At 65.0% G+C, this 25,531-nt stretch carries 24 protein-coding genes; 11 read left to right on the top strand and 13 right to left on the bottom strand.

Annotated features, from left to right (window positions below; all coding sequences use genetic code 11):
• Window positions 1-118 precede the first annotated feature (118 nt).
• The 4 genes from ACK4HJ_RS19050 to cysS form a co-directional block, all read right to left on the bottom strand.
• Window positions 119-1,969: a methyl-accepting chemotaxis protein gene (locus ACK4HJ_RS19050; protein WP_409834481.1), complete on the bottom strand. Its 1,851-nt coding sequence runs from the start codon at window positions 1,967-1,969 to the stop codon at window positions 119-121.
• Window positions 1,970-2,141: 172 nt separating this feature from the next.
• Entirely contained in the window at window positions 2,142-3,116 is a 975-nt protein-coding gene (locus ACK4HJ_RS19045) for an acetyl-CoA carboxylase carboxyltransferase subunit alpha (RefSeq protein WP_409834479.1), read from the bottom strand.
• A gap of 109 nt (window positions 3,117-3,225) precedes the next feature.
• The gene (locus tag ACK4HJ_RS19040) at window positions 3,226-3,900 is read right to left on the bottom strand and encodes a DNA-3-methyladenine glycosylase family protein (RefSeq protein WP_409834477.1); all 675 of its coding nucleotides are present in this window, start codon (window positions 3,898-3,900) and stop codon (window positions 3,226-3,228) included.
• 45 nt (window positions 3,901-3,945) lie between these two features.
• Window positions 3,946-5,325, bottom strand: coding sequence for a cysteine--tRNA ligase (gene cysS, locus ACK4HJ_RS19035; RefSeq protein WP_409834475.1), 1,380 nt, complete (start codon window positions 5,323-5,325; stop codon window positions 3,946-3,948).
• Window positions 5,326-5,552: 227 nt separating this feature from the next.
• On the opposite strand from cysS, the gene ACK4HJ_RS19030 reads away from it, so the two are divergent.
• From ACK4HJ_RS19030 to ACK4HJ_RS19000, 7 genes are all read left to right on the top strand, one after another.
• A complete protein-coding gene (locus ACK4HJ_RS19030) occupies window positions 5,553-6,683 on the top strand; it encodes a tetratricopeptide repeat protein (protein WP_409834473.1) in 1,131 nt (376 codons plus the stop codon).
• Window positions 6,684-6,756: 73 nt separating this feature from the next.
• Window positions 6,757-8,070 (top strand): L,D-transpeptidase family protein, encoded by a 1,314-nt coding sequence (locus ACK4HJ_RS19025; protein WP_409834471.1) that lies wholly within the window; start codon window positions 6,757-6,759, stop codon window positions 8,068-8,070.
• Window positions 8,067-8,651, top strand: coding sequence for a peptidylprolyl isomerase (locus ACK4HJ_RS19020; protein ID WP_409834470.1), 585 nt, complete (start codon window positions 8,067-8,069; stop codon window positions 8,649-8,651). Before ACK4HJ_RS19025 ends, ACK4HJ_RS19020 begins: the two co-directional genes overlap by 4 nt.
• 25 nt (window positions 8,652-8,676) lie before the next feature.
• The gene (locus ACK4HJ_RS19015) at window positions 8,677-9,204 is read left to right on the top strand and encodes a peptidylprolyl isomerase (protein WP_409834468.1); all 528 of its coding nucleotides are present in this window, start codon (window positions 8,677-8,679) and stop codon (window positions 9,202-9,204) included.
• Between the two features lie 185 nt (window positions 9,205-9,389).
• Window positions 9,390-10,169 carry a UDP-2,3-diacylglucosamine diphosphatase gene (locus ACK4HJ_RS19010; RefSeq protein WP_409834466.1) on the top strand — a complete coding sequence of 260 codons (780 nt, stop codon included), beginning with the start codon at window positions 9,390-9,392 and terminating at the stop codon, window positions 10,167-10,169.
• Window positions 10,170-10,223: 54 nt separating this feature from the next.
• A complete protein-coding gene (locus tag ACK4HJ_RS19005) occupies window positions 10,224-11,054 on the top strand; it encodes a zinc-dependent peptidase (protein ID WP_409834465.1) in 831 nt (276 codons plus the stop codon).
• Window positions 11,055-11,186: 132 nt separating this feature from the next.
• Window positions 11,187-12,170, top strand: coding sequence for a threo-3-hydroxy-L-aspartate ammonia-lyase (locus ACK4HJ_RS19000; RefSeq protein ID WP_409834463.1), 984 nt, complete (start codon window positions 11,187-11,189; stop codon window positions 12,168-12,170).
• 24 nt (window positions 12,171-12,194) lie between these two features.
• Here the strand turns inward: ACK4HJ_RS19000 and ACK4HJ_RS18995 are convergent, their stop codons facing one another.
• Both ACK4HJ_RS18995 and mdeB read right to left on the bottom strand, forming a co-directional pair.
• Entirely contained in the window at window positions 12,195-12,428 is a 234-nt protein-coding gene (locus tag ACK4HJ_RS18995; RefSeq protein WP_409834461.1) for a hypothetical protein, read from the bottom strand.
• A 124-nt stretch (window positions 12,429-12,552) separates the two neighbouring features.
• On the bottom strand, window positions 12,553-15,234 hold the full coding sequence (gene mdeB, locus ACK4HJ_RS18990) for an alpha-ketoglutarate dehydrogenase (RefSeq protein WP_409834459.1): 2,682 nt from the start codon (window positions 15,232-15,234) through the stop codon (window positions 12,553-12,555).
• Window positions 15,235-15,337: 103 nt separating this feature from the next.
• On the opposite strand from mdeB, the gene ACK4HJ_RS18985 reads away from it, so the two are divergent.
• Entirely contained in the window at window positions 15,338-15,811 is a 474-nt protein-coding gene (locus ACK4HJ_RS18985) for an Lrp/AsnC family transcriptional regulator (protein ID WP_409834457.1), read from the top strand.
• Here the strand turns inward: ACK4HJ_RS18985 and ACK4HJ_RS18980 are convergent.
• Window positions 15,759-17,063: a methionine gamma-lyase gene (locus ACK4HJ_RS18980; protein WP_409834455.1), complete on the bottom strand. Its 1,305-nt coding sequence runs from the start codon at window positions 17,061-17,063 to the stop codon at window positions 15,759-15,761. The two genes, ACK4HJ_RS18985 and ACK4HJ_RS18980, sit on opposite strands and share 53 nt — an antisense overlap.
• Before the next feature lie 150 nt (window positions 17,064-17,213).
• Here ACK4HJ_RS18980 and ACK4HJ_RS18975 point away from each other — a divergent pair, with 150 nt between their 5' ends.
• A complete protein-coding gene (locus ACK4HJ_RS18975; protein ID WP_108615884.1) occupies window positions 17,214-17,681 on the top strand; it encodes an Lrp/AsnC family transcriptional regulator in 468 nt (155 codons plus the stop codon).
• 39 nt (window positions 17,682-17,720) lie between these two features.
• Here ACK4HJ_RS18975 and ACK4HJ_RS18970 read toward each other — a convergent pair whose 3' ends face one another.
• The 6 genes from ACK4HJ_RS18970 to ACK4HJ_RS18945 form a co-directional block, all read right to left on the bottom strand.
• Window positions 17,721-18,623 carry a DUF3014 domain-containing protein gene (locus ACK4HJ_RS18970; RefSeq protein ID WP_409834453.1) on the bottom strand — a complete coding sequence of 301 codons (903 nt, stop codon included), beginning with the start codon at window positions 18,621-18,623 and terminating at the stop codon, window positions 17,721-17,723.
• 105 nt (window positions 18,624-18,728) lie between these two features.
• A complete protein-coding gene (locus ACK4HJ_RS18965; RefSeq protein WP_409834451.1) occupies window positions 18,729-19,400 on the bottom strand; it encodes an alpha/beta hydrolase in 672 nt (223 codons plus the stop codon).
• 52 nt (window positions 19,401-19,452) lie between these two features.
• On the bottom strand, window positions 19,453-20,274 hold the full coding sequence (locus ACK4HJ_RS18960) for a DODA-type extradiol aromatic ring-opening family dioxygenase (protein ID WP_409834449.1): 822 nt from the start codon (window positions 20,272-20,274) through the stop codon (window positions 19,453-19,455).
• A 122-nt stretch (window positions 20,275-20,396) separates the two neighbouring features.
• Entirely contained in the window at window positions 20,397-20,810 is a 414-nt protein-coding gene (gene arfB, locus ACK4HJ_RS18955; protein ID WP_409834448.1) for an alternative ribosome rescue aminoacyl-tRNA hydrolase ArfB, read from the bottom strand.
• A 28-nt stretch (window positions 20,811-20,838) separates the two neighbouring features.
• On the bottom strand, window positions 20,839-21,315 hold the full coding sequence (gene aroQ, locus ACK4HJ_RS18950) for a type II 3-dehydroquinate dehydratase (RefSeq protein WP_409834446.1): 477 nt from the start codon (window positions 21,313-21,315) through the stop codon (window positions 20,839-20,841).
• A 199-nt stretch (window positions 21,316-21,514) separates the two neighbouring features.
• Window positions 21,515-21,868 (bottom strand): hypothetical protein, encoded by a 354-nt coding sequence (locus ACK4HJ_RS18945; RefSeq protein WP_409834444.1) that lies wholly within the window; start codon window positions 21,866-21,868, stop codon window positions 21,515-21,517.
• A 172-nt stretch (window positions 21,869-22,040) separates the two neighbouring features.
• Between ACK4HJ_RS18945 and ACK4HJ_RS18940 the strand changes: the two genes are divergently transcribed.
• Window positions 22,041-23,891: a glutamine--tRNA ligase/YqeY domain fusion protein gene (locus ACK4HJ_RS18940; RefSeq protein WP_409834442.1), complete on the top strand. Its 1,851-nt coding sequence runs from the start codon at window positions 22,041-22,043 to the stop codon at window positions 23,889-23,891.
• Window positions 23,892-23,909: 18 nt separating this feature from the next.
• Window positions 23,910-25,217, top strand: coding sequence for a hypothetical protein (locus ACK4HJ_RS18935; protein ID WP_409834441.1), 1,308 nt, complete (start codon window positions 23,910-23,912; stop codon window positions 25,215-25,217).
• Window positions 25,218-25,531: the final 314 nt, after the last annotated feature.

Genomic DNA, 25,531 nt, shown 5'->3' with positions numbered 1-25,531 from the left:
GGAATCGCAGGCGCGGATGGGGCCGCGCGGGATGCGGCACCCGATTCAACAACAAAAGCTGGCATGGGCCGATTATCGGCGCGGCTATACGCCGCCCTGCCCTCCCACGCTGCGTTGTCTACCGTACTGTTGCAGACAAGCGCTGCGGCGCCGATGCCCCGTCGGTGGACAAGCGGAAGGTGCCCACTACGTCGGACAGGCGCACCGACTGATCCTTGAGGCTTTGCGCGGCCGCGGCACTTTCCTCTACCAGCGCCGCGTTCTGCTGGGTCATCTGGTCGAGTTGTGCGACGGCCTGGCCGACCTCGTTGATGCTGGTGGTCTGCTCGGTGGTGGACGCGGTGATCTCGGCCATGATGTCCGTGACACGCTGCACCGACGTGACGATGTCGTTCATCGTGGCCCCGGCGTCGTGCACTAGGCGAGAGCCGTTCTCGACCTGCTCGACCGACGTGTTGATCAGCGTCTTGATCTCGCGCGCTGCCTCGGCGCTGCGCTGTGCCAGGCTGCGCACCTCACCCGCCACCACAGCAAAGCCGCGCCCCTGCTCACCCGCCCTGGCCGCTTCCACGGCCGCATTGAGCGCAAGGATGTTGGTCTGAAACGCGATGCCGTCGATGACTCCGATGATGTCGTTGATCTTGCGCGAGGCCGCGTTGATCTGGTCCATGGTGGTGACTACATTGCCCACCACGGTGCCGCCGTGCTGGGCCACGCTGGACGCCTGCGCCACCAGTTGGTTGGCCTGGCGCGCGGCGTCGGCGTTGTGGCGCACGGTTTCGGTCAGCTGCTGCATGGAGGCTGAGGTTTGCTGCAGGCTGGAGGCCGTGAGCTCGGTGCGGCCGCTCAGGTCGTGATTGCCAGTAGCTATCTCCTCGGCCGCCACGCGCACCGAGTTGCTGGCGTCGCGGATTTGCGCGAGCACGCCGGAGAGCTTGCCGGCAAAGCTGTTGAAGCTGGCGGCGATCTGCGCGAGTTCGTCCTCGCCCTGGGCGTCGATGCGGCGCGACAGGTCGCCGTCGCCCGCGCCGATCTCGTGCATGGCGTCGCGCACTTGCGTGAGCCGCCGCAGCCGCTGCGACAGGATGCCCGCGAGCACCACGAGGGCCACCAGCAGCACGACGATGCCTGCGCCCAGCGACACCTGCAGCATGGTGGTGATGGCCTGCAGCGCCTCGCGCCGGTCCAGCGCAATCGCCAGCAGCCACGGTGTGCCGGTAACCGGGGCCACCGTGAGCAGCGTGGCGCGGCCCTGAAGCTCCAGCGCGGTCAAGTCGGCGCGCTTAGCCATGTCGGCCAGCGCGGCAGCCGTGAGCACGGGAGCGACATCGGTGGCGGGCTTGAGAGCCAGTTTCACTTCGGGGTGGGCAATGATGTTGCCGTCGCTCCCCACCAGGAAGGCATAGCTCGACGGCGTGGGTTTAATGGACGCCACGTTGGCCACCACGGCGGCCAACGACACATCGCCTGCCATCACCGCTTTGACGGCACCACCTTCCCGCGCAGCCCGGGCAAACGTCACCACCAGGCCTGCGCCCCCCGCGTCGGCATACGGGGCCGTGAGCACCGAGCCCTCCGCCCCCGCGGCCTGCTTGTACCAGGGGCGCGCGGTGGGGTCGTAGTCAGGCGGCAGGTTTTGCGGCTCCGAGAACACCGTGCGCTTGTCGGCATAACCAAAATAGGTGGTGTGGAAGTTGCCGGCCTTGGCCAGCATATTGAGCGGCTTGGCGGCGTCGGCGTCGGCCAACGCGGCAGCGGCGGATTCGACCACCTGGGCCTTGCTGCGCGCCCAATCGCGCAAGGACTCAATATGGCTGTGCGCCAGGGCTTGCGACTGTGCGTTGAGGGACGCGTAGGCCTGGGATCGTGCAGTGAGGCAGTTGGCCACCGTGAGGGCCAGCAGGCCCGCCACCAGGCAGGCCACCGAAACCAGCAGGATCTGCCCCTTGAGCGTCTTCAGAAGCGACATGGTGCCCCCTTCGATTCCGCCCGTCACGCAGCAGGCGTACAGCCATGCCACATCCGGTTACGGGTTCCGCGCCAGAGGTTTTGGCCGGGAGGATGCGGCCTTGAAAACAACAACGGCCCTTGCGGGCCGTTGTTGTGGTTTGCAAAAGGGGCTGTCTCCAACAGCCGGCCGATCAGCGCTCGGCCTTGGTGTCGCTGAACCGGCCATAGCTCTGCAGACGCTCGTAACGGCGCTCCAGCAAGTCCTTTACCTTGAGATCGGCCACTTGGCGGAAGGCATCGCCCAAGGCACGCTTGAGGAAAGCGGCCATCTGCTTGTGGTCGCGGTGGCCGCCTCCCACAGGCTCGTTCACGATCTTGTCAACCAGGCCCAGGGCCTTGAGGCGGTGGGCGGTGATGCCCAGAGCATCGGCGGCTTCCTGCGCCTTGTCACTGGTCTTCCAGAGGATGGAGGCGCAGCCCTCGGGGCTGATGACGGAGTAGATGGCGTACTGCAACATGACCACTTGGTCGGCCACACTGATGGCCAGAGCGCCGCCCGAGCCACCTTCGCCAATGATCGTCGTGATGATGGGCACTTCAAGCTGCGCCATCTCGAAGATGTTGCGGCCGATGGCCTCGGACTGGCCACGCTCTTCGGCATCAATGCCGGGGTAGGCGCCGGGCGTGTCCACAAAGGTGAACACGGGCAGCTTGAACTTCTCGGCGGTCTTCATCAGGCGCAGGGCCTTGCGGTAACCCTCGGGCTTGCTCATGCCGAAGTTGCGCATGGCGCGCTCCTTCGTGTCACGGCCTTTCTGGTGGCCCAGCACCATGCAGGCGTGGCCGTTGAAGCGCGCGAGGCCACCCACGATGGACAGGTCATCCGCGTAATGACGGTCGCCGTGCAGTTCGACGAAGTCGGTGAAGATGTCGCGCACATAGTCGAGCGTGTAGGGGCGCTCGGGGTGGCGGGCGATCTTGGTGATCTGCCAGGGCGACAGTTCGCTGTAGATGTCTTTGGTGAGCTGCTGGCTCTTCTTGCTCAGCTGGTCGATCTCTTCCGAGATATCGACGGCACTCTCGGTCTGCACGTAGCGCAGTTCTTCGATTTTGGATTCCAGTTCAGCGATGGGCTGCTCGAAATCCAGAAAGGTCTTTTTCGCCAACGTTTTTCTCCTTGGGGCTCGCGCCGGGGCGGCTGCCATCCATGATGAATGGCCCGCACTGTAACCGACGGTGAACGGTTTTGATCCTATGCGTCAGGATGCGTCAGTGTCAGTAGGTGACGGGCTGCGGGTCGAGCGACCGCCAAATATACCAAGTCGCCACGCTGCACCAGGGCTTCCAGGCCTCGGCCACCTCGCGGGCATCGCTGCGGCTCACCGGGTCGCCTGAAAAGTAGTTCTGGCTGATGCCGGTGATGAGGCCTGGGTCGTCCAGCGGCAACACGTTGGGCCGCATCAGGTAGAAGATGAGGAACATCTCGGCCGTCCAGCGGCCGATGCCGCGGATGGCGACCAGCTCGGCAATGATGTCCTCGTCGTCCATCGCGGCCCAGTCCTTCACATGGAGCTTGCCGCCCTCAAAGTGTATGGCCAGGTCCACCAGGTAGTCCACCTTGCGGGCCGAGAGGCCTGCAGCGCGCATGTCGTCGATCTTGAGCTTGAGCACGCTGGCGGGCTTCATGCCGCGCGGCAGCAACAGCACAAAGCGCTCCCACACGGCTTGCGCGGCCGCCACGGACACCTGCTGGCCCACGATGGAGCGCGCCAGCGTGACAAACGCATCGCCGCGCGTTTGCAGCGCCGCGTCGCCAAACTGCGGGATCAGGCGCTTCATGACCCGATCTTTTTTGATGAGGTGCTTGCACGCCTCCGACCAGTAGTCGGGGGTGGCCAGCACCAGCGCCGGGTTGGCAGCATCCACCGCTATCTTTTTAGTAGCTGCCACCGCTTACCCCGTCTGCGCCAGAGGCTTTTTTTGCATCAAAGGGGTTCACTGCGCGGCTTCCCAAGTCGTGCCGGCGGCGGAATCCTTGAGCACGATGCCCTGGGCCAGCAGCTCTTGCCGGATGCGGTCTGCCTCGGCGAAGTCCTTGGCCGCTTTGGCGGCGGCACGGGCGGCGATCTGCGCCTGGATGGCGGACTCGTCCAGTGCCGCGCCCGCCTGCAGGAAGGCCTTGGGATCGGCCTGCAGGATGCCCAGACAACCGCCCAAGGCTTTCAGCAGGCCTGCCATCTCGGCCGAGCGGGTCTTGTTGACCTCGCCCGCCAACTCGAACAGCACGGCCACGGCCTCGGGCGTGCCGAAGTCCTCGTCCATGGCCGCCTTGAAGCGGCCCGCGTAGGGGTTGCCCCAGTCGATGGCAGCCACCTCGGCGGCAGCGACCAGGCTCAGCGCCGTGTACAGGCGCTTCAAGGCCTGGCGCGCGTCGTCCAGGTGCGCGTCGCTGTAGTTCAGCGCGCTGCGGTAGTGGGCGCGCACCATGAAGAAACGCAGCGTCTCCGCGTCGTAGCTCTTGAGCACGTCGCGGATGGTGAAGAAGTTGCCCAGGCTCTTGGACATCTTTTCGTTGTCCACCCGCACAAAGCCGTTGTGCACCCAGAATTTGGCCAGCGGCTTGCCGGTGGCGCCTTCGCTCTGGGCGATTTCGTTCTCGTGGTGGGGAAACTGCAGGTCCGCGCCGCCGCCGTGGATGTCAAAGGTCTCACCCAACGTGGCGCCGCACATGGCCGAGCATTCGATGTGCCAGCCCGGGCGGCCCGCGCCAAAGGCACTGTCCCACTTGGCCTCGGGCGGCTCCTCGGGCTTGGAGGCCTTCCACAGCACGAAGTCGAGCGGGTCTTCCTTGCCATCGAGCACGGCCACGCGCTCGCCGGCACGCAGCTCATCCAGCGATTTGCCCGAGAGCTTGCCGTAGCCGTTGAACTTGCGCACGGAATAGTTCACGTCGCCGTTGCTCGCCCGGTAGGCCAGGCCCTTGCTCTCCAGCTGTGTGATGAGTGAGAGCATCTGGGGCACGTATTCGGTGGCGCGGGGCTCGACCGAAGGAGGCTCGATGCCCAGCAGGCCGATATCCTGGTGCATGGCCTCGATCATCTCGTCGGTCAGCTGACGGATGGTGATGCCGCGCTCCAGAGCACGCTTGATGATCTTGTCGTCGATGTCGGTGATGTTGCGTACATAGGTGACGCGCAAGCCGCTGCTTTTGAGCCAGCGCTGCACCACGTCAAACGCCATCATCATGCGGGCGTGGCCAATGTGGCAGAGGTCATAAATGGTCATGCCGCACACATACATGCGCACATGGCCGGGTTCGAGCGGGGAAAAGTCCTCCAATGCACGCGACAGCGTGTTGTAGATGCGCAAGCTCATGGGATCTCAGTCAGGGGGATGGGGTGGGTGGGTGACCACAAGGTGCACCCGGCAGCAGGGGGCCTGGAACAGGTTTTCAGAGCCCTCGGCGGGGGTTGGCCCGGCAGGGGGCCTCAAGCGAAATCACCCGCGGCAACAGCGTACCGTCATGACAACCCCCTCAGCTACAATCCGCCGCAGTATAAGCGCCCGCCCGGCGGGCCGCCCTCCAACCTTCCCGAACCCCCATGAAGCAAGCCCGAAGCTCCATCCCACGACTCCTGCGCCTGCTGGCCCTTACTGCACTGCTCGGCTCTGGCGTGGTTCATGCTGATGACTATGCCGAAATCACCCAGTTGCTGCGGGCGGGCAAGGCGGCAGAGGCGCTGACCAAGGCCGACCAGCGGCTGGCGGCCAAGGCCAAGGACCCGCAGCTGCGCTTTCTGCGTGGCGTGGCGCAGGCCGACAGCGGCAAACAAAACGACGCGATCACCACCTTCACCAAGCTGACGGAAGAGTACCCGGAGCTGCCCGAGCCCTACAACAACCTGGCCGTGCTGTACGCCAACCAGAACCAGTTGGACAAGGCACGTACCGCTCTGGAAATGGCGATCCGCACCAACCCCAGCTACGCCACCGCGCACGAGAACCTGGGCGACATCTACGCCAAGCTGGCCAGCCAGGCCTACAACAAGGCGCTTCAGCTGGATTCCGCCAACGCCAATTCCGTGAAGCCCAAGCTCGCGCTGATCCGCGAACTGTTCTCCGCCGAAGCCGCAGGCAAGGCCGGACGCCCAGCCGCCGCAGCGCCTGCCCCTGCCGTGGTTGCCACGCAGCGGCCTGCCCCAGCGCCTTCCCCCGCCCCGGCGGCAGCGCCCGCAGCAGCCCCCACACCGGCTGCGGCACCCGCTGTGGCAGCAGCCCCCGCGCCTGCTCCGGCTCCAGCACCCGTCGCGCCCGCCCCTGCCGTTGCACCCGCCCCGGCAGCGCCCGCGCCTGCAAGCGCAGCGGCCCCCGCAGCTGCCGCACAGAGCGACGCTTCCATCCAGGCCGTTACGTCTGCCGTGCAGGCCTGGGCCGCCGCCTGGGCCGCCAAGGACATGACGGCTTACCTTGCGGCCTACGACAAATCGTTCGACCCGCCCGGCCGCCAAACGCGTGCCGCCTGGGAGAAAGAGCGCGAGTCGCGCATCGTCGGCAAGTCCAAGATCAGCGTGCAGGTGTCCGACCTGACGGTGGCCGTCAACGGCGACAAGGCCACGGCGCGGTTTCGCCAAGCCTACAGCGCCGACGCGCTGAACGTGACCAGCCGCAAGACGCTGGACATGGTCAACAACAACGGGCGCTGGACCATCGTCCGCGAAGCCACAGGCGGCTGAGCATGGCGCCCGGTGCCGCGCCTGCGCGTAGAGCGCGGGCTTTTTTTTTGCTGGCCTGACCCGTCTGAAGCCGATGCCGCGTTTGCCTGTGCCCGTGCGTCCGCCCGCGCCACGCCGCCCTTGGATGGCCGGCGCATTGGCGCTGGCCGTGCTGGTGCAGACAGCACCCGCACTGTCTCAAAGCGCCAGCAACAACAACAATGCCCACACCAAGGCACGCAGGCCGGCTGCCGCCAGCAGCACGCCGGCACCCGAGTCGCTGCGCGATGGCCAGGCCGAGGCGCGCCTGCTCGCGGTGTACAAGCTGGTGGCCGAGGGCCGCGGCCGCGAGGCGCTGCGCGACGCCGAAAGCCTGGCCCGCGACTACCCCAACTTTCAGCTGGCGCAACTGGCCGTGGGCGACCTGCTGACCGCCCGCACGCGCCCCATCCGGCGCCTGGGCGACCTGCCCGAGCCAGACACAGTGCGCAGCATTCACGCGGCCACCACGCTTGAAGAGCTTCGCAACGAATCCCGCCAACGGGTGGACGCGCAGCGCAGCCGCCCTCCCGCCAACACCATTCCCGCGCAGTTCCTGGAGCTGCCCGCCCGCTCGCGCCACGCCATCGCGATCGATGCATCGCGCTCGCGGCTGTACCTGTTCGAAAACACGTCCAAGGGCCTGCACCTGGTGGCCGACTACTATGCCTCGGTGGGAAAGCTGGGCATCGACAAGGCCGTGGAAGGCGACCAGCGCACGCCGCTTGGTGTGTACTTCATCACCAGCCGCCTGGACCCTTCCACGCTCAAGGATTTCTACGGCGTGGGCGCTCTGCCCATCAACTATCCCAACCCACTGGACGTGAGCCGCGGCAAGACAGGCAGCGGCATCTGGATGCACGGCACGCCGCCCGACCAGTTCGCCCGTGCGCCGCTGGCCTCCGACGGATGCCTGGTGCTGTCCAACCCCGACCTGGAGCGCATCCTGCTGACCGTTGAGCCCCGCTCCACCCCGGTGGTCATCGCGCGGCAGCTGCAGTGGGTGGCGCCCCACAGCGTGCAGGCCGAGCGCAAGGCGTTCGAGGCCGTTTTGAACGCCTGGCGCAGCGCCAAGACGCAGGGCGACATGAACCGCCTGCTGGGCTTTTATGCGCCAGACTTTCAGAGCCACCGCAAGACGCCGCTGAGCGATTGGGCCCGCGTGCTCCAGGCCGAGACACGCGCGCTGCGGGGGCGGGAACTCCACCTCAAGGACAAGTCTTACCTGCGCTGGACCGATTCGGCCGACACCATGGTGGTAACGTTCGGCGAAGTGGCCGAAGGCGCCCGCACCGGCCCCGTCAAACGCCAATACTGGACGCGCCGCGGCCAGCAATGGCAGATATTTTTCGAAGGAGTGATTGGATGATTTCCAGAAGAAATTCGACTCTGGCGCTTGCCAGCATTGCGCTGACAGCTATGTTTTCAGTAGCAAACGTGCACGCCCAGTCTGCGGCCCCCAAGGTCAAGCTGGCCACCTCCATGGGCGACATCGTGGTGCAGCTGGACCCGGCCAAGGCCCCCAAGACGGTCGAGAACTTCCTGGCGTATGTGAACGACAAGCACTATGACGGCACGGTGTTCCACCGCGTGATGGACGGCTTCATGATCCAGGGCGGCGGTTTCACGGCCGACATGCAGCAGAAGCCGACCAAGGCACCCATCCCGCTGGAGGCCAACAACGGCCTCAAGAACGACACCTACACCATTGCCATGGCGCGCACGGCCAATCCCAACTCGGCCACCTCGCAGTTCTTCATCAACGTGAAGGACAACGCGATGCTCAACGCCCCCAACCCCGACGGCCACGGCTACGCCGTGTTCGGCAAGGTGGTGGAAGGCACGGCCGTGGTCGACAAGATCAAGGCCGTGGCTGTGGGCCACAAAGCCGGCCACCAGAACGTGCCCAACACGCCGGTCACCATCAACTCCGCCACCGTGGTGAAGTGACGCATTTTTTGAAGAAAGCACTGCAATGAGCAATCCCCAAGTTGAACTCCACGTCACCATCAACGTGGCAGAGACCGCCACCCAGGGCGTGATCACCATTGAACTCGACGCTGCCAAGGCACCCAAGTCCAGCGAGAACTTCCTGAACTATGTGAACAGCGGCTTCTACAACGGCACGGTGTTCCACCGCGTGATCAAGAACTTCATGATCCAGGGCGGTGGCATGACGGCCGACATGAAGCAAAAGGAAACCCAGGCCCCCATCGAAAACGAAGCCAAGAACGGCCTGAAGAACGACAAGTACACCGTGGCCATGGCGCGCACCGGCGACCCGCACAGCGCCACCGCGCAGTTCTTCATCAACACCGTGGACAACGCCTTCCTGAACCACAGCTCGCCCACGCCGCAGGGTTGGGGCTATGCCGTGTTCGGCAAGGTGGTGAAGGGCCAGGACGTGGTGGACGCCATCAAGGCCGTGCGCACCACACGCAAGGGCTTCCATGACGACGTGCCTTTTGACGCCGTCGTGATCGACAAGGCTGTGGCACTTTGAGCCTCATCCCCCTGAGGCGCTGCGCGCCTTCCCCCTTCTCTCGAATTGCTGCGCAATTCGGGAAGGGGGACGCCGCCAGCGCGGCGGGGCGGCCCTTGCGCGGCGGCCGCTGGCATCGGCCATGCCGGTTTCGTGTGCAGCGCTCAAAGCGTTGTGCCTGAAGCGTTTCTTGACAAAGCATAACCATGACCCCGACCGTGCCCCGGTTCGAGGAGCTTGCCGCTCCTTCGCATTGGCGCACGGTCGAATTCATTTCGGACCTGCACCTGCAGGCCAGCGAGCCCGCCACCGTGGACGCCTGGCAGCACTACCTGAGCACCACGCAGGCCGATGCCCTTTTTATATTGGGCGACCTGTTCGAGGTGTGGGTGGGCGACGACGCGCTGCTGGAGCCCGGCAGCTTTGAAGCGCAGGCCTGCGGCGCGCTGCGCGCGGCCGCTCAGCGCAGGCCGGTGTACTTCATGCACGGCAACCGCGACTTTCTGGCGGGGGATGCCTTCTTGCAGCATTGCGGCATCACCGGGCTGCACGACCCCACCGTGCTCGTCTTTGCGGGCCAGCGTTATGTGCTGAGCCATGGCGACCTGCTTTGCCTGGACGATGTGGACTACCAGCGCTTTCGCGTGCTGGCGCGCAGTAGCGCGTGGCAGCAGCAGTTTCTGTCGCTGCCGCTGGACACACGCCGCGCGCAGGCGCGTGGCATCCGGCAGGAGAGCGAGGCGCGCAAACAGTCCGGCGCGCCCTACGCCGATGTGGACCACCCGGCCGCCATTGCCTGGCTGCAGGCTGCTGGGGCGCAGACGCTGATCCACGGCCACACGCACCGGCCCGCCCACCATGCGCTGGCGCCCGGCCTGCAGCGCGTGGTGCTCAGCGACTGGGACGCCTCCGCATTACCCCCGCGCCTGGAAACACTGCGTTTGTCCGCTGCGGGCTTGGAACGCGTGCCCCTGGGCCCCACGTAGCAAGGGTCTTGAACTTGGGGCGTTGTGCCTACTGCAGCGCCCACCCTGCCCACCATGCCACCTCTCCTCAACCGGCTCTGGAGCCGCGTGCGGGCCACCGTCGCCCCCGTGCCCGACATCTCCGCCACGCTGTGGCTGCAGACGCTGCAGCGCTATCCGTTCCTGGCCGCCCTGTCCCTGCACGACCAGGCCAAGCTGCGCGTGCTGAGCGCGCTGTTCCTGGACCAAAAGGAATTCCACGGCGCACACGGCCTGGTGGTGACCGATGCCATGGCCATCGACATTGCCGCCCAGGCCTGCCTGCCGCTGCTGCACTTTGGCGACCCGGCCAAGGCCCTGGCCTGGTACGACGATTTCGTGACCATCGTGCTGCACCCCGGCGAAGCCGTAGCCCGCCGCCAGACCGTGGACGAGGCGGGCGTGGTGCACGAGCACTCCCAGGTGCTGCTGGGCGAGGCCATGGAGCGCGGCCCGGTGATGCTGAGCTGGCAACACGTGGCCAACGCGCACGAGAACACTGCGCGCGGCCACAACGTGGTGGTGCACGAGTTTGTGCACAAGCTGGACATGAAAAACGGCCAGCCCAATGGCTGCCCGCCCCTGCCCGCGGGGTTCATGGGCACACGCACGGGCCGTGCGGCGTATGAGGCATGGTGGGCGGCCTGGGAGCCCGCCTACGAGCAGTTCCGCGAGCGCGTGGTGATGGCCGAGCGCTTTGGCGCAGAGCGCCCGTGGCTGGATGGCTACGGTGCCACGTCGCCATCTGAGTTCTTTGCGGTGGCCTGCGAAGCCTATTTTGTGAACCGGGCCCGGTTTGCCCAGGAGTTCCCGACGCTGCTCCCCGTACTGGACGCGTTTTTTCGGCTGCCCGTCGTTGTGCGGTGATGGGTGCAGAGGATCGGCGGAGAGGTCAGAACATTTGGTCGCATTCACGGCGGGGGCAACGCGCGCACAGCATGCCAGTGCTCCCATCGCGATTTCCTTCCGAAACCAGTTGCTCCTGACCCGCCTCGCACAATGACCACCCAGCCCGCACCTCACCACCCGCTTCCTACCTATCACGATGTTGTCGCCGCAGCTGCACGCATTGAAGGCGTGGCGCACCGCACACCGGTGATCACCTCGCGCACGGTGAATGCCGAGTTCGGCGCCGAGGTGTTCTTCAAGTGCGAAAACCTGCAGCGCATGGGCGCGTTCAAGTTCCGTGGGGCCTACAACGCGCTGGCGCGCTTCAGCCCCGCGCAGCGCAAGGCGGGCGTGGTGGCGTTTTCGTCCGGCAACCACGCGCAGGGCATTGCCCTGGCCGCGCGTGAACTGGGTATCCCCGCCACCATCGTCATGCCGAAGGACGCGCCCGCCGCCAAAGTGGCGGCCACGCAAGGTTACGGCGCCAACGTGGTGTTCTATGACCGCTACACGCAAGACCGCGAACAGATCACGCGCGACCTGGCGCAACAGAACGGCCTCACGCTGATCCCCCCCTACGACCATGCTGACGTGCTGGCCGGCCAAGGCACGGCGGCCAAGGAGCTGTTCGAGGAGGTCGGGCCGCTCGACGCATTCTTTGTGTGCCTGGGCGGCGGCGGCCTGCTGTCAGGCTCAGCCCTGGCCACGCGTGCGCTGTCGCCCAAGACCAAACTCTATGGCGTGGAGCCTGCGGCGGGCAACGATGGGCAGCAGTCATTCCGCAGCGGCGCCATCGTGCACATCGACACGCCCGCCACCATTGCCGACGGGGCGCAGACCCAGCACCTGGGCCAGGTCACCTTCCCCATCATCCAGCGCGATGTGGATGACATCCTCACGGTGACCGATGACGAGCTGGTGGAGGCCATGCGCTTTTTTGCCGAGCGCATGAAGCTGGTGGTGGAGCCCACGGGCTGCTTGGGATTTGCGGCTGCGCGCGCGATGCGCAGCCAGCTCCAGGGCCAGCGCGTGGGCGTGCTCATCAGCGGCGGCAATGTGGACCTGGCGCGATTCTGCGCCCTGCTGGCACGTTGAACAGGTCGGGGGGTCGGCTGAGGCTCAGGGCGCCAGCGCCTGTTCCACCGCCCGCTTGGCTTCTTCCAGGCTGCTGAAGAACCGCGTGGGCTGCGGCAGGGCCTTGGGCAGATGGGCTGGCGCCGGCCACAGGCGCTCGTCCGTCCACGCTGCCGTCCATCCACCGATGTCCTTGCGCTTGATGGAGCAAACGGCTTGCCCGTCCATCAGCGCAGTCCAGGTAGTTGGCAGGTTGTTGTCCCAGCTGACATGTGACATGGCGCCCTCCAGCGGTTGTTGCGCCATTGTGGAACCGCACGCCGCAACGGGCAACAGCGGCGGTATCAGCGTTTTCCTGCAGTTGCAGCCCGGCGCGCGCGCCACACGGCGATGCACCGCGGCTTCAGTCCCGCGACAGTGCGCGCCGGGCGGCGTGCGCCACGCTGGCCGCGTCCACCCCAAAGAACTGCCGCAGCGCCGCACGCGTGTCGCTGCGGCCAAAGCCGTCCGTGCCCAGCGTGACGTACCGGCGCCCTTCGGGGATAAATGCGCGCACCGTCTCGGGCACAGCACGCACGTAGTCAGTGGCAGCCACCACGGGCCCGCTTGTGGCGGCCAGCTGGGCTGCAAGCCAGGGGGGACCGGGCTCCAAAACTTGTTCTGTCTCGCTGCTTGCCAGCGCACGCTGCTCGCAGGCCAGGCCGTCTCGGGCCAGCTCGCTCCAGCTGGTGACGCTGAGCACGGTCACATCGATGCCTTCGCTAGCCAGCTGCTCTGCGGCCTTGACCACCTCGGACAAGATGGCGCCCGAACCCATCAGGGTGACGGACTTTTCAGATGAAATCGTGCCCTCGCGCTTATCTGACAAGCGCTGATAGCTCCTGAAAACATAGCAACCGCGCAAGACCCCGTCTGCAGCACCTGCGGGGAGGTCGGGCTGGGCGTAGTTTTCGTTCATCAGCGTGACGTAGTAGAAAACGTCGCGCTGCTCGGTCACCATCTCGCGCATGCCGGCGTCAATGATCACGGCCATCTCGCCTGCGTAGGCCGGGTCGTAGGCCTTGCAGTTGGGGATGGTGGCGGCCACGAGGTGGCTGGTGCCGTCCTGGTGTTGCAGGCCCTCGCCGCCCAGCGTGGTGCGGCCCGAAGTGGCGCCCAGCAAAAAGCCGCGCGCACGCTGGTCGGCAGCGGCCCAGATGGCGTCGCCCACGCGCTGGAAGCCGAACATGGAGTAGTAGATGTAGAACGGCAGCATGGCCAGGCCGTGCACGCTGTAGCTAGTGGCGGCGGCCGTCCAGCTCGCAATCGCCCCGGCTTCGCTGATGCCTTCTTCGAGGATTTGCCCATCCAGCGCCTCGCGGTAGCTCAGCACCGAGCCGATGTCCTCGGGCGCGTAGCGCTGGCCCACGCTGCTGTAGATGCCGACCTGCTTGAACAGGTTGGCCATGCCAAAGGTGCGCGCCTCGTCGGCCACGATGGGCACGATGCGCGGGCCCAGCGTGGCGTCCTTGAGCAGCGTGCCCAGCATGCGCACAAAGGCCATGGTGGTGCTCATCTCCTTGCCATCGGCCTGCAGCGCAAACTGGGCGTAGCTGGCCAGGGGCGGCACGGGCAGCACGTCGCAGGCCGTCTGGCGGCGCGGCAGGTAGCCGCCCAGCTGCTGGCGGTGGCGGCGCAGGTACTGCATCTCCGGGCTGTCTTCAGCAGGCTTGTAGAACGCCAGGCTGGTCGCCTGCGCGTCGGTGAGCGGCAGGTTGAAGCGGTTTCGAAATTCGATCAGATCGGTGTCGTCCAGCTTCTTCTGGCTGTGCGTGGTCATCTTGCCCTGGCCGGCCGTGCCCATGCCGTAGCCTTTTTTGGTGTGGGCCAGGATCACCGTGGGCTGGCCCCTGTGGGCAGCGGCGGCAGCGTAGGCCGCATGGATCTTCACCAGGTCGTGCCCGCCGCGCTTGAGGCGGTCGATCTGCTCGTCGGTCATGCCTTGGGCCAGGGCCGCCAGCTCGGGGCTCTGGCCGAAGAAGTTGTCGCGGTTGAAGCGGCCGTCCTTGGCGGCAAAGGTCTGCATCTGCCCATCCACCGTGCCTTCCAGCGTGCGCACCAGCGCGCCGGTCAGGTCGCGGGCGAACAGGCCGTCCCAGTCGCTGCCCCAGACGAGCTTGACCACGTTCCAGCCCGCGCCAGCGAAGAGCCGCTCCAGCTCGTCGATGATGCGGCCGTTGCCACGCACCGGGCCGTCCAGGCGCTGCAGGTTGCAGTTGACCACCCAGACGAGGTTGTCCAGGCCTTCGCGCGCGGCCAGGGTCAGGGCACTCATGCTCTCGGGCTCGTCCATCTCGCCGTCGCCAAACACGCCCCACACCTTGCGGCCCGTGCAGTCCAGCAGATTGCGGTGCGTGAGGTAGCGCATGAAGCGCGCGTGGTAAATGCTGCTGATGGGGCCGATGCCCATGGAGCCGGTGGGGAACTGCCAGAAGTCCGGCATGAGCCACGGGTGCGGGTAGCTCGACAGGCCCTGCGCGCCTGCGCTGGGGGCGGTGATTTCCTGCCGGTAGTGCTGCAGGTCGTTCTCCGTCAAATGCCCTTCCAGAAACGCCCGCGCATACACGCCCGGCGCGCTGTGCGGCTGGAAGAACACCAGATCGCCCCGGTGCTGGCCCTCGCCCACACCTTCGCGGGCGCGGAAGAAGTGGTTGAAGCCGCTCTCAAACAGATCGGCTGCACTGGCGTAGCTGGCGATGTGGCCGCCCAGTTCGCCATACGCTTGATTCGCCCGCACCACCATGGCCAGCGCGTTCCAGCGCATGAGCGACGCCAGCCGCTCCTCAATGGCCAGGTCGCCCGGGAAGGTGGGCTGCGCCTGGGCCGCCACGGTGTTCACATACGGCGTGTTGAGCTGCGGCTGCCAGCCCACGCGCTGGGTGCGGGCCAGGCGCACCAGCTCCTGCAGCACAAACCGCGCGCGCTCGGGGCCTTCGGTGGCCACCAGGGCCAGGAAGGCATCGCGCCATTCGGCGGTCTCTTGCGGGTCGATGTCGGCCAGGGTGTCCTGGGGGCTGAGGAGGTGGGGAGGCAGTGGGGCGTTCATGGGAGCACACTGTAGAAGGGTTGGGCAAAAATGTGATGCCGAAACGGGCCAATCAAGCGCCATTTAAAGCACAATATGCTGCATCAACAAAGTATTGCAGCATATGAAGCTTGACATGACCGATCTGCGCATTCTGGCCGAGCTGCAGGCCGATGGTTCGCTCTCCAATGTGGAGCTGGCGCGGCGCGTGCACCTGTCGCCCTCGCCCTGCCTGGCGCGGGTGAAGGCGCTGGAGGCGGCGGGCGTGATCGCCCGCTATGTGGCGCTGGCCAACGCGGCGGCGCTGGGGCTGGGGCTGAATGTGTTCATCAGCATCAGCCTGAAGACGCAGAACAAGGAGGCGCTGGCCGACTTCGAGAGGCGCATTGCCGAGCACGACGAGGTGATGGAGTGCTACCTGATGAGCGGCGACTCCGACTACCTCATCCGCGTGGCGCTGCCCGACATTGCGGCACTGGAGCGGTTCATCCTGGAGCAGCTTTCGCCGATCCCGGGGCTGGAGAAGATCCGCTCCAGCTTCGCGCTCAAGCAGGTGCGCTACAAGACGGCTCTGCCGCTGCCACACGCTCGGGGCTGAGCCCGGCGTGGAGGCTAGCGTTGATGCCAGCGCTGAGGTCCATGGCGTGGGCCAGGTCCAGCGCCTGGCCGATGTCGGCCAGCAGGTCGTCCAGGTCTTCCAACCCCACCGACAGGCGCACCAGGCCTTCGGCAATGCCGTGGGCGGCACGCTGCTCGGGCGTGTAGGTGGAATGCGTCATGCTGGCCGGGTGCTGGGCCAGGGTTTCGGCGTCGCCCAGGCTCACGGCGCGGGTGACGAGCTGCAGCGCGTCCATGAAGCGCACGCCCGCCTGCAGGCCGCCGCGCAGCTCAAAGGCGATCATGCCGCCCATCTGGCGCATCTGCTGCTTGGCCAGCGCATGCTGCGCAAAGCTGGGCAGACCGGGGTAGTGCACGGCCGCCGCAGCGGGGTGGGCGGCGATGAATTCGGCCACCTTCTGCGCGCTTTGGCAGTGGCGGTCCATGCGCAGCGCCAAGGTTTTCAGGCCGCGCATCACCAGGTGGGCGTCTTGTGCCGACATCACCGCGCCGGTCATGTCTTTCAGGCCATACAGCCGCACGCGCTGGGCCAGCTCGGCATCGACAAACACGGCCGCGCCTGCGGTCAGGTCGCCATGGCCGCCGAGGTATTTGGTCATGGAGTGCACGCTCACATCCGCACCCAGCAGCAGCGGCTGCTGCAAGTAGGGCGTGCAGTAGGTGTTGTCCACCACCACCTTGGCGCCCTGGGCATGGGCCAGGGCCGACACGGCGGCGATGTCCACCAGGCGCATGTTGGGGTTGGCGGGGGTTTCGAAGTAGACCACGCGCGTCTTGGCAGTCAGCGCCTCGGCCACACGGGCGGGGTCGGTCATGTCCACATGGCGCACCGTCACGCCGAAGCGGCCCAGGCCGTGGTGCAAAAACGAGAAGGTGCAGCCATACAGCGTGAGGTCGGCCAGGATCTCGTCGCCCGGTTCCAGCATGGACCACAGCGTGGCCGTGATGGCGCCCATGCCCGAGCCGAACACCACGGCGCCTGCGCCCTCTTCCAGCGCCGCCAGCCGCCCTTCCAGCAGCGCCAGCGTGGGGTTGGCGATGCGGGTGTAGAAGTAGCCCGGCTCCTGGCCCGCAAAGCAGCGCGCGCCATAGGCCACATCCGGGAAGCCATAGGTGGCCGAGGTGTGGATGGGCGGCACCAGCGCGCCTTGGTGGTCGGCCGGGTTGTAGCCGTGGTGGATGGCGCGGGTGCTGAAGCCGGTGGCGGGGCTGCGGTCGGTGCTGCGGGTCATGTTTGTCTCCTGGTGGGCCGACCACAGACGGAATGCGGGGGTCGGATGCGGAGATTCTTGAACTCATCAGCAGGCAAAATTTCGCCTTCTTTGCCTCATAAACCAATCCAAAGGGCAAAATTTGCCCCAAACCCTTACCACCCCACCGCCATGCACCCCTACCCGCTCGACCCCGTGGACCGCACCCTGCTCAACGCCCTGCAGCGCGACGGCCGCGCCACCGTGGGGGACTTGGCCGAGGCTGTGTCGCTGTCCACCTCGCCCTGCTGGCGGCGCGTGCGGGCGCTGGAAGAAGCCGGGGTGATTGCGGGCTACCACGCCCACCTGCACCGCCAACGCGTGGGCTGGGGCGTGCTGGGCTTCGTGCAGCTGGCGCTGCACGACCACACCGCCGAAACCACCTCGGCCCTGGAGCGCGAGGTGATGGCCATGCCCCAGGTGCTGTCGTGCCACAACCTCTCGGGCCGGTATGACTATCAACTGGAGGTGGTGGCGGCCGACCTGGAATCGTTTGCCGAATACGTGCGCACCCGTGTGCGCAGCCTGCCGGGCGTGCGCGAGATTTCGACGAGCTTTTCGCTCAAGGAAGTGAAGCGCACCATGGCGCTGCCGGTATAGATTTTTACGGCGGGGCGCAGCACACAACCGCCGCACGACCTACCGCTGGGGCGGCGGCAACTGGCTCGTCGCCACACGCTTGCGCAGGTCGCGGATGACCGCCTTGGCACGCACCTCGTTGGCCAGCCCCATGCGCACCAGCACCTTTTGCCCGCTGGAGAGCGACTGCAGCGCAGGGTCCACAAACTCATAGCGCACCCAAGGGCGCGGGTCGGGCAGCTCGGTGTTCACTGGCGCGCGCTTGACCTGTAGCGGGAGCTGCGGCTCGGGCGCCAGCAGCAAATGGTCCAGCACGGCCACCAGGCGGTCGTTGAAATAGCGCTGCGGGTAGCCCAGCTCTTCATACGCTTGCTGAAACAGGGGATATAGCCGCGCATACAGCGCCACGGCAGCGTCCAGCGGCACGGCTTCGGCAAACGCAATGAAGGCGCTGTAGCGCGCGGTGTTGGCGGCGGCAATGGTGGTGGGCGCATCGCCATCCACCTCCACTAAAAAGCGCTGCGGCGTGGGCTGCACGGGCCACATGCGCGCGGGGGCCTGCGCGCGACCCAGGTTGTCCACCGTGGCCACCACGCGGCGCACAAAGCCGTCTGTCACAAAAAAAGCCGCCAGCTTGTCGCGTCCCACCAGTTCGGCAAGTAGCGCCGTGACACGCGCATCGGAGTCAGCCAGCGCAGGCAGTGCGGCATCGGCGGGCGCGAGGGCCTCTACCGGGTGCTGGGGGCCCGAGGCTTCGGGTTGGGCGGGCTGTGCTGCAGGCTCGGCAGGGGCGTTGGCGGCCACAGGGGGCGGGGCGGGTGGCGGCTGGGGCGTGCGCAACCAGAACCACCAGAGCGCGGCGGCCGCGGCCACGCCCACCAGCAGCACAGCCACCACTCCCCACACTCCTGGGCTTGCTGAATCGGCCACAGGGCGGAATTCAGCGGTGTCGCGATCAGGCATCGGGTCTCCTTTCAAACAGGCACAACCCAGGTCCGACAGGCTGAGGCGCCAACCGTTCCCTGCCCACCCTGCCCGCCTTCACGTTACCGCGTAGCGCACCTGCCCTCAGAACGCCGTGGGCGTAGTGGTCAGCGATTCCAGCCAGGCCACCGTGGCGGCCAGTTCCGAAGGGCGAATTTCGTGTGCGCTGGGGAATTCGCGGTAGGTGACCGTCACCGGCAGCGGCGCCATGTGGTGGGCGATGGCCTGGGCGTTGGCCAGTGGAATGACGTTGTCGTGCGTGCCGTGGCTCAGCCACAGCTTTTTGCCGCGCATCGCATCGCCCGAAGCCATGAGCGGCACCACCTGAGGCAGCAGGCGGCTGTGCCACACCATACCAGCGTGCATCAGTTCGGGTCGAGTCAGCAGCAGCGACAGCGCCATGATGCCGCCCTGGCTGAACCCGCCCACCACCACCCGCTCGGGCGGAATGCCCAATTGCTCGGCGGCAGACCCCACCACCTGGGCCACCAGGGCGCGGCTTTGCGCTTCCTGCTCTTCATTGATGGTGCGATCGCCATTGGGCTCGATGGAAAAATCAAACCACGCGTGCGAGCCCGGTCCCATGCGGAACGGCGCGCGCAGGCTGAGCACATGAAAGCGCTCGGGGATCTGTGGCGCCAGGCTGAATAAATCCTGCTCGTTGCTGCCCACGCCGTGCATCAGCACCAGCAGCCAGGGGCGGGGCGTGGTGGCAGCAGCGGGGCGCTGCAAAAATGTGAGTGGCAGATTGAGCATAGACAAGCGCCAGGCGCAGTTTTGACTTAGAAAATGCAGGACCGATGCACCATCAATGCACCGGTTCCAGCGCAAACGCATCCATCGACAGCATGCTGTACATCACCTCGCGGCTCAAGTAGTTTGCGTGCAGGTCGTCGCCCGCCGCACCCAGCGCGAAGAAGATGGGCAAAAAGTGGTCTTCGGTGGGGTGCGCGCGGTGGGCATGGGGCGCCTGGCTGCGGTAGTTCAGCAGCGCGGCCATGTCGCCACGGGCCAGCGCGTCTTCGATCCAGCGGCTGAACTCCAGCACATAGGGCGCGGGCGCCCGCTCGCCGCCAAAAAACTCGGCCAGGTTGTGCGTCATGCTGCCCGAGCCCACTACCAGCACGCCCTGGGCGCGCAGGCTGCGCAAGGCGGCGCCCAGCGCATACACCTCGGCCGGGCCCGCGCCCACGGGCAGGGCCACCTGCACCACGGGCACATCGGCCTCGGGGAACAAATGCATCAGCGGCACCCAGGCGCCATGGTCAAAGGGGCGCGCGGCATCGCCCTGCGCGGCCACACCGGCCGCCTGCAGCAGGCCCAGCACCTCTTGCGCCAGCGCGGGCGAGCCGGGGGCGGGGTACTGCAGCTCGTACAGCGCGGGTGGAAAGCCGCCAAAGTCGTGCCAGGTGGCGGGCTGCGGGCCGGTCATCACCTGCACCGAGCGCGCCATCCAATGCGGCGACATCACCACCACACCGCGCAGGCCGGGGTATTGCGCCTTCAGGCCCCGACCCCACTGCGTGAGCGCGGGGCCCGTGGTGCCTGCGTCCAGCGCAAACAGCGGCGCGCCGTGCGATACGAACAGGGCTGGAACAGTGGAGGAAGGGGCGTGGGCAACAGCGGTCATGACAGTTTCATCCGTGAATGCCCTCACTGTAGGCCGGACGGGCGCCCACACCAAGCCCTGCGGGGCAGACAGATTGTTCTATGGGTGATGCCAATCAAACCCTGGCAGCGCCCACCCTGCCATCAAGAGCCGTCGCGCACCCGCCCCCGCAGCGCCTTGGTCTCACTGCGCTGGGTCTTGCCCTGCAGGCGGCGCTGCTGCGATCCATAAGTGGGCTTGGTGGCGCGGCGTATCCGGGGCGGCACGGCCACGGTGTTGACCAGCGCGTTCAGCCGCGCCAGCGCATCGGCGCGGTTCTGCTCCTGGCTGCGGTATTGCTGGGCCTTGATGACAACCACGCCCTCTTGCGTGATGCGGGTATCGCGCAGGGCCAGCAGGCGCTCTTTCACGCCCTCGGGCAGCGACGAGGCTGCCACGTCAAACCGCAGGTGGACGGCGCTCGACACCTTGTTGACGTTCTGCCCGCCCGCGCCCTGGGCGCGCATGGCGGTGATTTCAACCTCGTCCTCAGAGACCTGCAGGGGCAGCGGGGCCATACAAATTAAACGCCCGCGCGCCCGGCCATCAGGCCGCAGGCTGCTGCTGCGCCAGCAGTTGCGCCAGGCCGTCAATCGCCAGGCCATAGCCCAGCACACCAAAGCCACACATCACCGCCTTGGCAGCAGCAGCCATGTACGAATGGTGGCGGTAGGCCTCGCGCGCGTGCACATTGCTGATGTGCAACTCGATCAGGGTGATACCCGTGCCCTTGATGGCATCGTGCAACGCTATGCTGGTGTGGGTGTAGGCCCCGGCGTTCAACACCACCCCGGCCAGCTCGCCCGTCGCGTGCAGGCGGCCTGCCTCATGAATCCAGTCCACCAGCACACCCTCGTGGTTGCTTTGGTGAAAACGCAGTGCATAGCCATGGCGCTGGCAGGCGTCGGCACAGAGCTTTTCCACATCGGCCAGTGTTTGGGCGCCGTAGACGGCGGGCTCGCGCGTGCCCAGCAGGTTCAGGTTGGGGCCATTCAGGACAAAAACGGTTTTCTGGGCGGTCACAAGCGGGTCTCCGGGCGATGCGCCCGCCACACCGGCGGGCGAGAGGCCGGATTATGCGGCGGTGATCCCGCCCCCCTTAGCCCCTGTCCAAAGAAAAGCGGCCCCGAAGGGCCGCTGTAAAAGGCAGCCTGTGCAAAGACGCTGCCTGTGAGCGACTGGCGCCCAAGAGGATGGTTACAAAAGAATGCCTTCTGGCGGACTAGCGGTAACCATGGTGGCCGTGTCCACGGCCCCGGTGACCGTGGCCATGCCGATGACCATGGCCGTAGTAAACCACGGGAGGCGGCGCGTAGTAAACGGGGGGTGCGTAGTACACGGGCCGGGGTGGCGCGTAATACACAGGCGGGGGTGCGTGGTAGATGGGCCGGGGCGCCACGTACACCGGAGCCGGTGCATAGAAGCCGCCACTGCTGGCCCCAACCACCACACCAGGCACGCCAACGCCAATGGACCAATTCACGTCGCGGGCCTGGGCGGCACCGGCGCCAGCCAACAAGGCCAGGGCCACGCCAGCCGATGCGGCCACTGCGTAGATAGAACGGTTTTTCGTCATGGAAATCTCCTGTTTGTGCGAGAGCAGCCAGCCAATTTGATCTGCCTCACCGGCACACAACGCGCCAAGTAGGAGAAAGGATGGCACAAAAGCGTCTTTTTGTTGTGTCTGGACGTATACGCACTTGTTTCACTGCGTAAAGCATCACGAAACCGCCGCCTAAAATGACCGGATGAGCACCCCCTCCCCCGCCAACACACCTGCAAACACCGCAACCAGCGCCTTCGCTGCGGACACCGCTGAGTCCACCAAGCCCAGCAACTTCCTGCGCCAGATCATCGAAAAAGACCTGGAGCAAGGCACCTACGCCACCCGCCGCTGGGCTGGCGCCCCCGGCGACGCCGCCCACCATGCCCAGGGCGAGCCCGACCCCGCCAAGATCCGCACCCGCTTCCCGCCCGAGCCCAATGGCTACCTGCACATCGGCCACGCCAAGAGCATCTGCATCAACTTTGGCCTGGCGCGCGACTACGGCGGCGTATGCCACCTGCGCTTTGACGACACCAACCCCGAAAAAGAAGACACCGAATACGTCAACAGCATCATCGACGCCGTGAAATGGCTTGGTTTTGACTGGGCCCAGCTTGGCCAAGCGCCCGGCAGTGCCGCGCCCTACCAGGCCAGCGACTACTTCGGCTTCATGTACCGCGCCGCCGAATATTTGATCGAAGCGGGCCACGCCTATGTGGACGAGCAGACCACCGAGCAGATGCGCGCCAACCGGGGCGACTTCAGCAAACCCGGCGTGGACAGCCCTTTCCGCAGCCGCACGCCCGAAGAAAACCTGCGCATCTTCCGCGAGATGCGCGACGGCCAGCACGAAGACGGATCGATGGTGCTGCGCGCCAAGATCGACATGGCGAGCCCCAACATCAACATGCGCGACCCGGCCATCTACCGCATCCGCCGCGCCACCCACCACAACACGGGCGACACCTGGTGCATCTACCCCATGTACACCTACGCGCACCCCATCGAGGACGCGCTGGAGCAGATCACCCACAGCCTGTGCACGCTGGAGTTTGAAGACCAGCGCCCTTTCTACGACTGGCTGCTGGAGCGCCTGACCGAAGGCGGCCTGCTGGCCAGCCCCGCCCCCCGCCAGTACGAATTTGCGCGCCTGAACCTCACCTACGTCATCACCAGCAAACGCAAGCTCGCCCAGCTGGTGTACGACCACAAGGTCAGCGGCTGGGACGACCCCCGCATGCCAACCATCGTGGGCCTGCGCCGCCGTGGCTACACGCCCAAAGCGCTGCAGGTGTTTGCAGAACGCATTGGCGTGACCAAATCCGACAGCTGGATCGACTACAGCACCCTGGAAGGCTGCCTGCGCGAAGACCTGGAGCTGAAGGCCCACCGCGGCATGGCCGTGCTCAACCCCGTCAAGCTGGTGCTCACCAACTGGGACGACGTGATGGGCGCCGGCCACCTGGAGCCCTGCAGCCTGCCCGCCCTGCCCCACCCACCCGAGGGTGTTGAAAGCCCCGTGCGCCACTTCACCATCGGCAAAGAAGTCTGGATCGAACGCGAAGACTTTGAAGAAGTGCCGCCCAAAGGCTACAAGCGCCTGTTCCCGGGCAACAAGGTGCGCCTGAAGGGCGGCTACGTCATTGAATGCACCGGCTGCACCAAGGATGCGAACGGAGTCATCACCGAAGTGCTGGCCACCGTGGTGCCCGACACCAAGAGCGGCACCCCCGGCGCTGACAGCGTGAAGGTCAAAGCCGCCATCACCTGGGTGGGCGTGGCCGACGGCGTGAACGCCGAAGTGCGCATGTACGACCGCCTGTTCCTGGACGCCCACCCCGATGCGGGCGGCAAGGACTTTATTGAAAGCCTGAACCCGAACAGCCTGAAGGTGGTGACCGCCATCGTGGAGCCGTCATTGGCCAACGCCAAGCCGGACGACAAGTTTCAGTTTGAGCGGCATGGGTACTTTGTGGCGGACCGGGTGGATCACGCGGCGGGCAAGCCAGTGTTTAACTTGGCGGTGGGGTTGAAGGATAGTTGGGGGAAGTAATAAATCGAAAAGCACGCTATGTTCATCACACTCAAGTCGTGGGCACACTATCTTCGCTACGTGCTCGTCAATAGACCCAAGTTCGTTGTGGGCACGTCGCTAACTATGGTGTCGCTGGCAGTGACATTTCTCACTCTTTCAGATACACCGCTTGATCTATGGGCATTCATAGGATTAGCTGGAACACTCGCCGGCGCGTTGCTAACGATGAGCGACATTGGAAGTCTTCGCAACGAAGTCCACGACATTGATATTTCGCACCACTACAACACCGCACTCATCGATTCGTTGGGCAACAATGATCACATTACACGCATAGGTAATCGCTATTACCTCATCGACGAAGAGGTGAACATCGAAATTATCCGTGGCGCACTAAAAAAGGCAATCGATCACCGAAGTCCATACAGACTGTGCGCCGACGCTAAAGAGTTAAAAGGAATCACTGCATTTTCCCTGCTTTCTTACTTCAGAAGTGGAAAATTTCATTCACAGACCGCCTTTAAATCAAGAATTCCCGTATGGAATGACAGAAAAATTAGACTGGATACTTCTCCGAAGGAATTATCGGCCGTAAAAGCAATCGCGATTCGAGAAACGAACTACTTTGATTACATTTCTGCCGGTTTTTTTTGCTTACGAAAAATTGAATTAAAGGGGGTGACTGCAATAATTGGCAATGAATTAATTGTTGGAAGTGGTCATGCGGATGGAAAATGGAATATTGCGGAAATATCCGAAGCTCAAACCGCCCACCATATTGGCATCAATCTAATTTTGACTGACAAGCACCACCGCTTGCTTTATCAAAAAAAGAATCTCTCCCCTGGAAAAGTTGGGAATTGCGCTCCCTCGGGATCAGGGTCTCTTGATTTTTCTGACCTCAACAATAACTCATTCGAAAGCACCATCATCGCTGGAGCGCTCAGAGAATTTCGTGAAGAAACAGGATGGGACAAAGCAAACACCTCACCTGAGTTTAAATCTACGAATTTCTCTTGTCGACCTATAGGGATCTCCGTCGATTTGACCCGTGGCCTCATCACAGATTTCTTCGTTTATGCCCATACGAATGGAAACATTAAAGAGTTCATAAATAGCTCAAAAGAAAAGAATCTTCACGACAATTTTGAGATTGGAAGGAACTCAATCGACTTCTTTGAGCTGAAGCCGCCAGGAAACAAGTCACCGACCGAAGTATTGGATGTACTACTGGCTACTTCAGATGTAGCCTCTTCTGCAATGCTCAATATCGCGCTGCGCTTTCTGAAGGCCGCCGCGTTACAGGACGTGGAGATTGGTAAGCAATTGGGAGTGGCGCCTTGACGCACGCGAGGTTTGGAGTGCTCGCCGTCCTGTATTTCTCACTGCCAACTTGATTGCAGTCGGCTGTCACCTTTTGCACCAGAGGTCGGCGCCATTTAGGCTGTGCCCATCGTGCTGGCGAAATTGACGGCCATGTTGCCCACCGCCGCCGCTTTTGCTGTTAAAACGACTTTGTCGGGGTGGTCATTAAGCCCTAAGGAAGCTCTTCACGAATCGGTTCTGGCAGTGCCGTAGTGATGCCCGAACTAAGACAGCCCTTGCTTTCGAGAATTGATCGCCCCCAGCAGGCGCTGTGCGCGGGCAATTGCCCGGCG

The organism is Acidovorax sp. (assembly GCF_046294525.1).
Lineage (GTDB): Bacteria > Pseudomonadota > Gammaproteobacteria > Burkholderiales > Burkholderiaceae_C > Acidovorax.
The sequence above is the reverse complement of the archived record's forward strand: the minus strand, read 5'-3'. Positions and strand labels throughout refer to the sequence as shown.

Excerpts from the sequence above, each read along its gene's own strand:
- ACK4HJ_RS18970 (WP_409834453.1), bottom strand. The coding sequence starts at position 18,623 with ATGCCTGATCGCGACACCGCTGAATTCCGCCCTGTGGCCGATTCAGCA.
- arfB (WP_409834448.1), bottom strand. The coding sequence starts at position 20,810 with ATGGCCCCGCTGCCCCTGCAGGTCTCTGAGGACGAGGTTGAAATCACC.
- ACK4HJ_RS19015 (WP_409834468.1), top strand. The coding sequence starts at position 8,677 with ATGAGCAATCCCCAAGTTGAACTCCACGTCACCATCAACGTGGCAGAG.
- ACK4HJ_RS19000 (WP_409834463.1), top strand. The coding sequence starts at position 11,187 with ATGACCACCCAGCCCGCACCTCACCACCCGCTTCCTACCTATCACGAT.
- ACK4HJ_RS18940 (WP_409834442.1), top strand. The coding sequence starts at position 22,041 with ATGAGCACCCCCTCCCCCGCCAACACACCTGCAAACACCGCAACCAGC.
- ACK4HJ_RS18960 (WP_409834449.1), bottom strand. The coding sequence starts at position 20,274 with ATGACCGCTGTTGCCCACGCCCCTTCCTCCACTGTTCCAGCCCTGTTC.
- ACK4HJ_RS19010 (WP_409834466.1), top strand. The coding sequence starts at position 9,390 with ATGACCCCGACCGTGCCCCGGTTCGAGGAGCTTGCCGCTCCTTCGCAT.
- ACK4HJ_RS18945 (WP_409834444.1), bottom strand. The coding sequence starts at position 21,868 with ATGACGAAAAACCGTTCTATCTACGCAGTGGCCGCATCGGCTGGCGTG.
- ACK4HJ_RS18965 (WP_409834451.1), bottom strand. The coding sequence starts at position 19,400 with ATGCTCAATCTGCCACTCACATTTTTGCAGCGCCCCGCTGCTGCCACC.
- ACK4HJ_RS19020 (WP_409834470.1), top strand. The coding sequence starts at position 8,067 with ATGATTTCCAGAAGAAATTCGACTCTGGCGCTTGCCAGCATTGCGCTG.
- ACK4HJ_RS18980 (WP_409834455.1), bottom strand. The coding sequence starts at position 17,063 with ATGACCCGCAGCACCGACCGCAGCCCCGCCACCGGCTTCAGCACCCGC.
- cysS (WP_409834475.1), bottom strand. The coding sequence starts at position 5,325 with ATGAGCTTGCGCATCTACAACACGCTGTCGCGTGCATTGGAGGACTTT.
- ACK4HJ_RS19025 (WP_409834471.1), top strand. The coding sequence starts at position 6,757 with ATGCCGCGTTTGCCTGTGCCCGTGCGTCCGCCCGCGCCACGCCGCCCT.
- ACK4HJ_RS18995 (WP_409834461.1), bottom strand. The coding sequence starts at position 12,428 with ATGTCACATGTCAGCTGGGACAACAACCTGCCAACTACCTGGACTGCG.
- ACK4HJ_RS18935 (WP_409834441.1), top strand. The coding sequence starts at position 23,910 with ATGTTCATCACACTCAAGTCGTGGGCACACTATCTTCGCTACGTGCTC.
- mdeB (WP_409834459.1), bottom strand. The coding sequence starts at position 15,234 with ATGAACGCCCCACTGCCTCCCCACCTCCTCAGCCCCCAGGACACCCTG.
- ACK4HJ_RS18975 (WP_108615884.1), top strand. The coding sequence starts at position 17,214 with ATGCACCCCTACCCGCTCGACCCCGTGGACCGCACCCTGCTCAACGCC.
- ACK4HJ_RS18985 (WP_409834457.1), top strand. The coding sequence starts at position 15,338 with ATGAAGCTTGACATGACCGATCTGCGCATTCTGGCCGAGCTGCAGGCC.
- ACK4HJ_RS19050 (WP_409834481.1), bottom strand. The coding sequence starts at position 1,969 with ATGTCGCTTCTGAAGACGCTCAAGGGGCAGATCCTGCTGGTTTCGGTG.
- ACK4HJ_RS19005 (WP_409834465.1), top strand. The coding sequence starts at position 10,224 with ATGCCACCTCTCCTCAACCGGCTCTGGAGCCGCGTGCGGGCCACCGTC.
- ACK4HJ_RS19030 (WP_409834473.1), top strand. The coding sequence starts at position 5,553 with ATGAAGCAAGCCCGAAGCTCCATCCCACGACTCCTGCGCCTGCTGGCC.